Source organism: Novosphingobium resinovorum (assembly GCF_001742225.1).
In the GTDB taxonomy this organism is placed as follows: Bacteria; Pseudomonadota; Alphaproteobacteria; order Sphingomonadales; family Sphingomonadaceae; genus Novosphingobium; species Novosphingobium resinovorum_A.
Window position 1 is genome coordinate 1,997,439 of record NZ_CP017075.1, and the last position, 9,663, is coordinate 2,007,101.

The window sequence follows — 9,663 nt, forward strand, 5'->3', positions numbered from 1 at the left end:
CGACTTTGTACGATCAGGTAGCGAAGCATAGTGCCTGAGCCATACGTTTTAGGCGGGTTGTGGGAATATAGTTCGGTTCTGGGTGCGGCGGGGAGTGTTGATTAATGTCGCCGACCCAGAGTTGGAGACGGACAGCTCCGATGGCGTCACTGAATGTCAGGTTGGTTTTTCGATACCAGGCGGCGGAATAAGGGGTGCTTTTAATGGTCAACAGATCGCAGGCCCATAGCGATATTAGGCTGTAGAGACCCAGCAGCGCCGGCGTGGTTCGCGCTATGGCTTTGTCGGTCCACTGGCGCTGTGTTTCGACACCAAGGTGAGCGCGGGTTTCTGCAAAGGTGACCTCGATCTGCCATCGGCGGACGTAGAGGGCGATCATCTCGGCGGGCTCGAGGGTGATGTCGGTACTGAAGAAGGCCTGCGGGTCGCGCTTTCCGTCAGGATCGCGAACCAGGACCCAGCGGACCGGCAAGACCGGGGTGCCGGGCCTGTACCATAGGGCGATGTCAGATGTGATCTCGAGCGTCTTGCCGCCCGCATGGCCATACCAGGCAGAGACGAGAATGCTGGTCCAGCGTGTCGCCGGGTTGGCGAGCAGGGTCTTGAGTTTTGGTAATGCTCGCCCTTTCTGTGCGGGGCGCCCCATCGTGCGTGCCGTTCGCCCCGCAGGCTGTGCAAACAAGTTGGCATCGAGCCGCAGTCGGCTGATGAGTGTGGCCCGGCGGACAATTGCATGTGCCAGTTCGTGGACAGCAAAGCTGCTGTCGCCAATGAAGATGATCCGCCGACCCGGCAGCCAGCGAGACAGCTGTAGCGCGCCCTGCCGCGCCCAGTCCGTCAGCAATTTATGACGACAGCCGCGTTGACGGTTCGATCGTTCCGAAGGAGCGAGCAACGTCAAGACTGGCAGCGCTTTGATCAGGCGGGTCCATGACACCGGGGTGAGCACCATAAAACTGAGCCAGCGCAGTCCGCTAGCTTTGACGAAATGGCCGTGACTGGAGCGGACCGGGTCGCGGTAGATACCCCGTGCGGTGATCCGGCGCCCCCATCGCCGCTCAATGGTGTCGTCCATACCGATGACCACAGGACCATCGGGCACGAGCCGTTCGACCACAATGCCCAGTAAACGCCTGGCAACGGCACGGGAGCTCCAGCGGGCGCGGTTGAGGATCTGGTGATAGGTTGCAAAGTTGGCAGCATCGCCCCGGCCGGTCACGCGCAGGCAAGACGTGACGGTCCGTTTGCCCGTGGCCAGCACGCCCCCCATCACAAGAACAAGTACATGCTCCCAACTGGGAGCCGTAAAGCAGGGACGCCATGCCTGCAGCCATTGGCGCAGGATCTGGGGGACGGGATCGCCGATCACGGCCTTGTTCTGGTCCAACATCCCATGCTTCGAGTCCTGACTGAAGCACGTTGCAACGCTTAGGCTGTTGCCATGCGGTGAGGTGACTCGGATATGCTGTGACCTGACGGCGGCAATGGATGCACCATGAAAGACGAGGAAATCATTCTGCGCATCGAAACGTTCGACGCGGCCAACGGCGGCGGCGTCGGATGGTATGAGAACAAAGGCGCTTACCATCTCTATCTGCTGGCAACCGAGGCACCGATCGCCCGCCTCAAGCCTGTCGGCACGCGTGACGAAGTCAGGCTCGGCTACTGGTCACACCAGCGAAAATGGGAAAATATCGATGATATGGGCGGATGCGTCTTGCCCCTCGATCAAGCACTCGACCACGTTGCTGAAAACAGCATCTTCTGGACCTGGACCTGACCAAAAACGTACAAAGTCGAGCTTAGCATACGAAGCATTTTACAAAAAGTTTGGAAAAACTAAGAAGATTTCGGAGTTTGATAAAGACTCTGTGCTGCGATTAGCAAATGGCGCGTTAGGGATAAGGGTTTGCCCAACCTTTATGGTGGAGAGCGCTAGCGGCATGAGCGTCTACCATTTTTGGACTCCTCAAACGCCTTCTATGGATGCAGGTCGCGCAAGCATAGGATGCTTTATTTTACGCGAGGCTTTCCGGAAAAGCGCGCCGAACTATGATTATAAGATTTTCGACACAGTCCAAAAGAAAGTATACGGAAAAATATCTAATACAGCATCAGTAGCAGTCGAGTCTCTATCTCGAACTATTGCAAGCTGGTTAGAGCAGTCTCACGGGATATGAGGAAGCTACTTATATTCGGGAACGGGCTTGGCATGGCACTGGCCCCTGAAGTTTTTAGCCTTTATTCTGCCATGTCAAAAGTTTGGGATGGAGATATAATTTCCTACGATCAAAAGCAGCTGATTCGAAGCTGCCTTCCGGAGGAAGCTGACAGGCCGGTCTCTGAGGAACAGCTTGGGCAACTCCAAGAGACAGTTAGCGCTTGCGAGAAATTACTGCGCATCAGACCTAATCACCCAGGACATTGGCTATCGAGCCAAGGGCAAGCATTCCCTGACGCAGTCCACCGTTTCGCCTTTGAGGTTGCCCGGCACATCTTTAATGCCGAAACCTCAAGTGGCACCCCATACTCGTTACCACAGAACTTTTGCGATAACTTAACGTCCTTCATCAGAAAGACAGAGTCTCATGTAGCGACACTAAATTATGACGGATTACTATCGTCGGCATTCGAGCAAGCCGAGATACTGACAAAATCAGGCGCTTTACGTGATGGATTTTTGAACGAGAAATTCGACAAATCCAATTTATTTAGGAAATCAGAGCAAGGTAGTTGGTATTTGCACCTTCACGGATGCCCATTATTTTCAAGTCCGGACAAGTCAAAAATCACTAAACTCAAAAGGTCGTCGCTAAGAAGGTCTTCCTCAGGACTAAAAAATGTTGGCCGCCACATCGTTTTAACACACGCCGTTCATAAGAGGTCCATTATAGATTCCTCAGAAATATTAAAAATATATTGGGAATTTCTTAAAATCGCAATCGACGAGTCTGATGAAATCGTACTTTTTGGATATTCTGGAAATGACATTCATCTCAATCAGATAATTAATCAACGTCGAAAATCTAAAAAAGTAAGGGTCATAGAGTGGTTAGGCGCCGGATTTGAAGATGCCCGCGTAGAGTTTTGGGATAGTCAGCTTGGTGGAAATACTGAGCTGGTACTCAAAGAGGACATTTTAACGTTCTCCAACTGGTGAAACCACTTTCCTACACACCCCGGCCCGCGATACATAGGTCCGCCATGAGGGGCATCCACTCCAACACCCCATGGAGTTCCACGCCTTATGACGGACCGATCCTCCACGCCCCCGGCACATCCCGAGCGCCGGCGCGGCGGCAAATCCTTTGCGGCTTCGCGGCTTCGCGTGAAACCTTCTGACGATCCCGCGCCCGGCGGTGAGGCCGGGCGATCTCGCGCTCCCTCCAAAACCATGGGCCCCTCGACCACCGACTGCGTCGGCGGTCCCCCTCCCCGAGACAAGCTCGGGGAGGAACGTGTGGGGTGCCGGTCGGTGCGGCCTTCGCGGCGCACTTCGGCCATGGCCTTCTTCGAGGACTTGCCCGAGGCGGACGATCCGCTGCTCGGCTTCGCGCCCTATCTGCACAGCCGTCCGCGCCGCAACTCGATCACGCCCGATCGGCAGCGCATGTTCATCGCCGCGCTCGCCGCCAGCGGGATCGTCACGCAGGCGGCCCGCGCGATCGGGGCGAGCCTCGAGGCGCTCTACAAGCTGCGGCTGATGAAGGGCGCCGAAGGGTTCTCGGCCGCGTGGGACAAGGCGGTCGACCGGGGCATGCTGCGGCTGCAGGACTGCGCGCTCGAACGCGCGATCCTGGGCGAGGAACGCCCGGTGGCGAGCCAGGGCAAGGTGGTCGCCACTTATACCCGCCACGACACCGCGCTCATGCTGTTCCTGCTGCGCCAGCGCATGCCGGAGCGCTATGCAGCGCCGCCTACGCAGGACGCGCGGCCGGGCTCGGCGCTCTACGAGCGGGTGCGGCGCGACATCGAGGCGCAGATGCCCACCGTGGCGGAGACGCGCGCGGTGATCGACGCCAAGCTGGAGCAGCTGCGCCGGACCATCGAGGCGCGGCGCACGCGGGAAGAGGACGGCTGAGCCGCCTCAGCGGTGGCCGCGGCCCGGTCGGCGGCCGTCGCCGCGCCCGCCGCCATCATGATCGCCGCCGCCCCGCCACATCGGCATCTTCATGCCCTGCTGCGGGCGCATCTCGCCCCGGAACGGCTGGTAGTTGTGCTGGCCCTGCGGGGGCGCGCGCATGATGTGGTTGCGGTCGCCCCGGCGGTAGCGGTGGTCGCGGTCGTTGTTGCGGTAGTAGAAGTAGTCGTCGCTGCCCCAGTAGCCGTCGTGGATCGGGCCGTAGTACCCGTCGTAATAGCCGTCATAGGCATAAGGCGTGCCCCAGCCGACCGAGCTGTAGCCATAGCCGCCGCCATAGCCGTCCGTGGCGCAGGCGCTGAGCGCCACGGTGGAGCCGGCAAGGGCCAGGGCGAGAATCTTCGTGTTCATGGACGAGCCTTTCGAGGAGGCGCGTCAAAAATGGACGGCGCGCCCGTTAACCCTCGTAAAACTCCCGAGTATGTAGCTCAGTTCCGGGGCCAGACGTCCAGCTTGGTCGGAGCCCCTCGCCCGCCCATGAAGTTCGCCAGGTTGCGGTGGAGGTTGATGACCTTCTGCTCCTGGTGCGGGTTGGGCAAGGGTCCGCGAAAGCCGCTGGACTTCATGCCCTTCTGCACGAACTGCATGTTGGAGAAGTCCTGCGCCAGCACCGATCCCCAGTTCTCGCCGATGGGGTCGGCATAGGTCCACTCGGTCTGCGGCGCCTCCCCTTCCGGGAAGCGTTCGAGGGCGTAGCTTTCGAACACGCACTTGTCCGGATCGTCCTTGTAGGGGCGCACGCGGTAGCACAGCGCGAAGGTCTCGCCGTGGAGGATGTTCTGGTTGGGGAACAGGCCCCAGGCGAGGCCGCCTTCCTTCTTGATCTCGGGCGGAACCTCGGGCCAGATCACTCCGCGCGCGGCGTCGGCGGCCTTGGCGGATTTCAGCCAGTGGGCGATGCATTCCTGCGGGGTGGCGTCCTCCGGAAGCTCGATCTGGAGGCGAGCGGCGGCGTTCACCAGCGTCTCGGTGGAGGCGGAGTAGTTCACCGTCTCGTAGTTCTCGCGGATCAGCTCGTAGGTGGAAACGCGCGGGTCGTCGCCCTTGCCGGCGCGGGTGGTGCCGGCGCTCTCGCTCATCTCGAACTTGGCATCGCGCGTGTCGTAGCTGGAGACCGAGTGCAGCCCGTACTGGCGGCTCAGCGCGTAGTAATCGCCATAGGCCAGCAGCTGCGTATGCGTGCCCGCGACGTGGTAGGGTTCGAGGAACGCCTCGATCGCGGTCTTCCAGTTGCAGTCGTAGATCGCCCACTGGCGCCACTTGTAGTGCATCTTCTCCAGCTGGAAGTGCGAGAGGATTTCTCCCGCACGGCCCATCCACTCGGCCAGTGGCACGGCGTCGGGGTCCATCGTGATGTAGATGTAGCCGCCCCAGGTATCGACCTGGACTTCCGACAGGCAGGTCATCTCTGCCGTCAGCTTGTTCTGCCAGTCCTGCGGGTCGAGGATGTAGGTGTTCTGGCCCTCCAGATCGAAGGTCCAGCCGTGGAAGCCGCAGATGAAGTTGCGCCGGTTCGAGCCCCGGACATCATGGACCTTTCCCGGCAGCATGTCCGGCACAGAGACGAGCTGGCGTCCCCGGTGCGGGCAGACGTTGTGGAAGGCCTTCAGCGAACCGTCGTCCTTGCGCAGCACGATCACGGATTCGTCGGCGACGTCGTAAGTCAGCCAGTCGCCGGGGTTCGGCAGGTCGCTCTCGCGCTCGACCATCTGCCAGACCTTGGGCCACAGCAGCGTCTTCTCCGCCGCGAGGTAGTCCTTCGAGAGAAACGCCTCGGTCGGGTAAGTGGCGAGCACTTCGGCGTCCATATCGGCGGCGGTCAGGCGCGAGGGCTCGAAAGCCTCTGGCTTGTTCATGGTCGTCTCCCTTGGCGTCCGGCCCGTCCTTTCGCGGCGGGGACGCGGTGGCCGGGCACGCCATTATTCAACACCACTGTCTACTAGGACAAGCCTCCGCCGGTTTCCAGAGGGCCATGCGCGCAACGCCGGGGCGATGGCGTGCCCACAAACGCCAAGGGAGGAGGCGCTCATCGGCGCCCCCTCCCCTGCATTTTCCCTTAGGGCATTCTCCCGAAGGAGCCTCGATCAGAGACCGATCACGCCGCCGTCGTTCCGGGTGATCGCGACGATCGACGAGCGCGGACGCACCGTCTTGGCGGCCGAGGCGTTGCTCTGGGTATCGGGCCAGTTGCTGCCCGGCGCCGTCACCGAGCCGCTTTCGCCCGGATGCTGGATGCCGACGAACAGCGTGCGGCCGTCCGGCGTCGAGTCGATGCCGGTGATTTCGCACTGGCTCGGCCCGACGAGGAAGCGGCGCAGGTTGGCCGCGGTCGCCTTGGCGCCGACAAAGGTGTTCTGCGTGTTGCCCGCGTTGTTCACCGTGTAGGCACCGCCGTCACCGACGTGACCGGGGATCGCGGCGAGCAGCATGCAGTTGGTGCGGTCGGTCAGCGCGCCGTCGTCGGTCTCGATCCACAGCAGCGGGTTGATCTGCCCCGCCGGGTTGCTGGCGCGCGAGAACCAGGCGCCGTCCGGGCTGGAGAAGTCGTTGGCGGTAGTGAGGCCCGAGATGTTGACGTTGGTGGGATTGGCATCGGTCGCGTCGGCGCCGAACAGGTAGATGTCCCACTTGAACGTCGTGGCGCTGGTGGTGTCGCCGTCTTCGCGAAGACGCACGATATGGCCGTTCGGGTTGCCGGTCTGCGCCGAGTTCGACGGCCCCTTGGGGTCGTTGTACGAGCGCGGGTTGGCGGCGTTGGTGCCGGTGACCGGACGGAACGAATTGTTCGAGTTGGTCAGCGTCAGGTAGATTTCGCCGGTGGCGGGGTTGCCCGCCGTCCACTCCGGACGGTCCATCGGCGTCGCCCCCAGCGCGTCGGCGGCGAAGCGGGTGTTGACGCAGATGTCGGCCTGGCTGGTGAACGTGTACTCCCGATAGGAACCGCTCGCGGCACGCTTCGGGAAAGTCGGGCTGTAGACCAGCGGCATCCAGGTGCCGGTGCCGTCGGCATTGAACCGGGCGACGTAGAGCGTGCCGGTGTCCATGTACTTGTCGCCGATCGCGAGACGGTCGGCGGCGTCGGCATCGGCTTCCACCCAGGTCGCGGCGGAGACGAACTTGTAGAGGTACTCGCCGCGCGAATCGTCGCCCATGTAGAACGCCGGCTTCTGCCCGGCCACCGCGCGCACGAAGGCGCCTTCATGGCCGAAACGGCCGAGCGCGGTGCGCTTGCGCGGGGTCGACTTGGGATCGTAGGGATCGATCTCGACCACCCAGCCGAACTGGTTCGGCTCGTAGCGGAAGTCGTCGGCCGCAGTGGCGCCCTTGATCGTGGCGTTCCAGCGGGTGATGCGATCGTCGGTGGCGGAAGCGGTCGACCAGTCGTTGTTGCCGGAGCGGCTGGTGATGCCGTTGCGCTTCAGCGAATCGATCTCGGCCACCGTGCGCGCTGCATCGTCCGAAGCGTCGCGGCGGAAGTAGCCGGCGTAGTTCTCCTCGCAGGTGAGGTAGGTGTTCCAGCCGGTGACGCCGTTGGCGCAGTTGTTGATGGTGCCGCGTCCGATCTTGCCGTCCTTGCCGTAGGCGGTGACCAGGAACGGCGAGCCCGCCGCCGGGCCGCTGAACGCCATCGGCGTGTTGGGGGTGATGCGGCGGTTGAGCGCGCCGCCCTGTACCAGGCTCCACTTGCGGCTGCCGTTGTCGATGTACTCGGTGACCGAGACGCCGTGGCACTCGATCTCCTTGATCGCTTCGGCCAGCGGGCGCGGCGCCGGGGTCGGGCCGTTCGGGTGGAGGTACTGCTCCGAGATGTTCTCGTGGTTCTGGACCATCAGGCCGCGCGTCGAGATGTTGCGGTCCGGCTTGTTGGCGGCAGACAGGCCGAAGAAGTGCAGCGCGTCGCCGTGGTCGCCGATGCGCTTGTCGAAGTCGGCGTCCGAACCGTCGTTCTTGTAGGCAGCCGTTCCGGCCACGATCGGATCGCCCAGCCGTCCCATGACGGTGACCGAGTAGCCCTCGGGAACCACGACCACGTCGGCCAGCGAATGGGCGACGGCGCTGAAACCGAGAACCGCAGGCGAAACGCGCACGGTGGTGGTGGCGGTCACCGCCTCGCCGATCAGCGGCTTGGCGCTGAACTGGAAGACGAGGTCGGTGGCGGCCGCGACGGCCGGGGCGATGAAGCTCACGGTGGCACCGCCGCCGCTCAGAGCGACTGCGGGACCGGTGCGCTGCGTCCAGCCGGCATCCTGGCCGTTGCCAGAGACGGTGCCGGTCAGCGTGACGACGCGGCCCGCGCTGGTGGCAACGCTGCTGCCCGCCGAGACGGAGACGGCGCCGCCGATGGTGCCGCCCTGGCCGTCGTCACCGCATGCGGAAAGAAGGCTGGTGCCCATGAAGGCCATCGTGGTCGCACCGGCGCCGCGGAACATGGCGTTGCGGCGCGAGTAACGCTCCGCGGCCATGCTCTCCAGCGAGCGCTGCGTGGTGTCATTGGTATCGACGTCACCGTCCGTATACGCGGTGACCGGATTCATCTCGGTCATGGTTATTGCCCCCTTATTGGTCGCGCTTATTGGTCGCAGGGGCGAGTGCTAGGGGCCATTCATGACGCGAAAGTGCAGGTTCGATGGCAAATCGATGTCGTTATTCTGACCATATTGCGACGACGGCCCAAAGCGGCCCGTCGCGCGGGCCTTATCCCTCCTTGGGATAGACGTCCCCGAGCACGCGGCGGAAATGCCCTTCGACCTGATCGTTGCAGGCGCAGGCACGGTTCTTCAGCCCTTCGCGGTCGAGCACCTCGATGCCGCCGCGACGGGTGCGCACCATGCCGTCGCGCTTGAAACGCTGCAGCACCCGGCTGGCATAGCTGCGGCCGATGCCCATCATCGAGGCGAGCTGCTCCTGCGTCATCGTCACGTCGTTGCGCCCGATCCGGTCGACGGCCGCCGAGAGCCACTTCGCCGCGCGCTGCTCGATCGTGTGGACGGCATTGCAGGCGATCGACTGGAACACCTGCGCCATCACGCAATCGGCATAGCGTGCGAAAAGATGCGCAATCGCGGGCGAGCGCTCCTTGGCCGCCTCGATATCTCGCGAGGCGATGCGCAGGAACACCCCGTCGTGCAGCACGTTGGCCCGCGCATAGGCCGGGAGCGAGCCGTGGCTGACGATCCCGCCCAGCGCCCCTTCGCGGCCCACGAGGATGGTTTCGACCGCCGTGCCGTCCTCCATCTCGACGAAGTAGGAACACATCGCGCCGCCGGTCGGAAAATAACAGTAATCGACGCTGTCGCCGGGCTGGTAGATGATTTCGCCCGACTTCAACCGGCACTCGCCCAGCTTAGGCTCGATCAGCGCGAAGTCGTCCTGCCGCAGCGCCGTGAGCAGGTCGCTGCCGGCGATCGCGGCGGCGGAAACCGGGCTTGTCTGCGGGATCGTGCTCATTTGTGCTCCTTGGGCGGCTCGGCGTGACGCATGGGCGTGACGACCGGAAGGGCCGACGCAAAGGGTCGCAATCC

Annotated in this window: 8 protein-coding genes; 3 read left to right on the plus strand and 5 right to left on the minus strand. The window is 62.7% G+C overall.

Going from position 1 to position 9,663, the window contains the following annotated elements; all coding sequences use genetic code 11:
* Positions 1 to 13: 13 nt before the first annotated feature.
* The gene (locus tag BES08_RS09315) at positions 14 to 1,390 is read right to left on the minus strand and encodes an IS701 family transposase (protein WP_008833256.1); all 1,377 of its coding nucleotides are present in this window, start codon (positions 1,388 to 1,390) and stop codon (positions 14 to 16) included.
* 105 nt (positions 1,391 to 1,495) lie between these two features.
* On the opposite strand from BES08_RS09315, the gene BES08_RS09320 reads away from it, so the two are divergent.
* The 3 genes from BES08_RS09320 (at position 1,496) to BES08_RS09325 (ending at position 4,081) form a co-directional block, all read left to right on the plus strand.
* Positions 1,496 to 1,780: a hypothetical protein gene (locus tag BES08_RS09320; protein WP_036528601.1), complete on the plus strand. Its 285-nt coding sequence runs from the start codon at positions 1,496 to 1,498 to the stop codon at positions 1,778 to 1,780.
* A gap of 432 nt (positions 1,781 to 2,212) precedes the next feature.
* Entirely contained in the window at positions 2,213 to 3,160 is a 948-nt protein-coding gene (locus BES08_RS31760; protein WP_197524352.1) for an SIR2 family protein, read from the plus strand.
* 342 nt (positions 3,161 to 3,502) lie between these two features.
* Positions 3,503 to 4,081 carry a hypothetical protein gene (locus BES08_RS09325; RefSeq protein WP_231957937.1) on the plus strand — a complete coding sequence of 193 codons (579 nt, stop codon included), beginning with the start codon at positions 3,503 to 3,505 and terminating at the stop codon, positions 4,079 to 4,081.
* Positions 4,082 to 4,087: 6 nt separating this feature from the next.
* On the opposite strand, the gene BES08_RS09330 is transcribed toward BES08_RS09325, so the two are convergent.
* From BES08_RS09330 to BES08_RS09345, 4 genes are all read right to left on the minus strand, one after another.
* On the minus strand, positions 4,088 to 4,492 hold the full coding sequence (locus BES08_RS09330; protein WP_008830404.1) for a hypothetical protein: 405 nt from the start codon (positions 4,490 to 4,492) through the stop codon (positions 4,088 to 4,090).
* Between the two features lie 77 nt (positions 4,493 to 4,569).
* A complete protein-coding gene (locus BES08_RS09335) occupies positions 4,570 to 5,997 on the minus strand; it encodes an aromatic ring-hydroxylating oxygenase subunit alpha (protein ID WP_197524353.1) in 1,428 nt (475 codons plus the stop codon).
* Between the two features lie 228 nt (positions 5,998 to 6,225).
* The gene (locus BES08_RS09340; protein WP_069708171.1) at positions 6,226 to 8,685 is read right to left on the minus strand and encodes a PhoX family protein; all 2,460 of its coding nucleotides are present in this window, start codon (positions 8,683 to 8,685) and stop codon (positions 6,226 to 6,228) included.
* Between the two features lie 151 nt (positions 8,686 to 8,836).
* A complete protein-coding gene (locus tag BES08_RS09345; protein ID WP_008831430.1) occupies positions 8,837 to 9,589 on the minus strand; it encodes a Crp/Fnr family transcriptional regulator in 753 nt (250 codons plus the stop codon).
* Positions 9,590 to 9,663 lie beyond the last annotated feature (74 nt).

What these genes read in the sequence shown, in the direction of transcription:
- BES08_RS09335 (WP_197524353.1), bottom strand. Translation starts at nt 5,997, where the DNA reads ATGAACAAGCCAGAGGCTTTCGAGCCCTCGCGCCTGACCGCCGCCGAT.
- BES08_RS09340 (WP_069708171.1), bottom strand. Translation starts at nt 8,685, where the DNA reads ATGACCGAGATGAATCCGGTCACCGCGTATACGGACGGTGACGTCGAT.
- BES08_RS09345 (WP_008831430.1), bottom strand. Translation starts at nt 9,589, where the DNA reads ATGAGCACGATCCCGCAGACAAGCCCGGTTTCCGCCGCCGCGATCGCC.
- BES08_RS31760 (WP_197524352.1), top strand. Translation starts at nt 2,213, where the DNA reads ATGGCACTGGCCCCTGAAGTTTTTAGCCTTTATTCTGCCATGTCAAAA.
- BES08_RS09315 (WP_008833256.1), bottom strand. Translation starts at nt 1,390, where the DNA reads ATGTTGGACCAGAACAAGGCCGTGATCGGCGATCCCGTCCCCCAGATC.
- BES08_RS09330 (WP_008830404.1), bottom strand. Translation starts at nt 4,492, where the DNA reads ATGAACACGAAGATTCTCGCCCTGGCCCTTGCCGGCTCCACCGTGGCG.
- BES08_RS09320 (WP_036528601.1), top strand. Translation starts at nt 1,496, where the DNA reads ATGAAAGACGAGGAAATCATTCTGCGCATCGAAACGTTCGACGCGGCC.
- BES08_RS09325 (WP_231957937.1), top strand. Translation starts at nt 3,503, where the DNA reads ATGGCCTTCTTCGAGGACTTGCCCGAGGCGGACGATCCGCTGCTCGGC.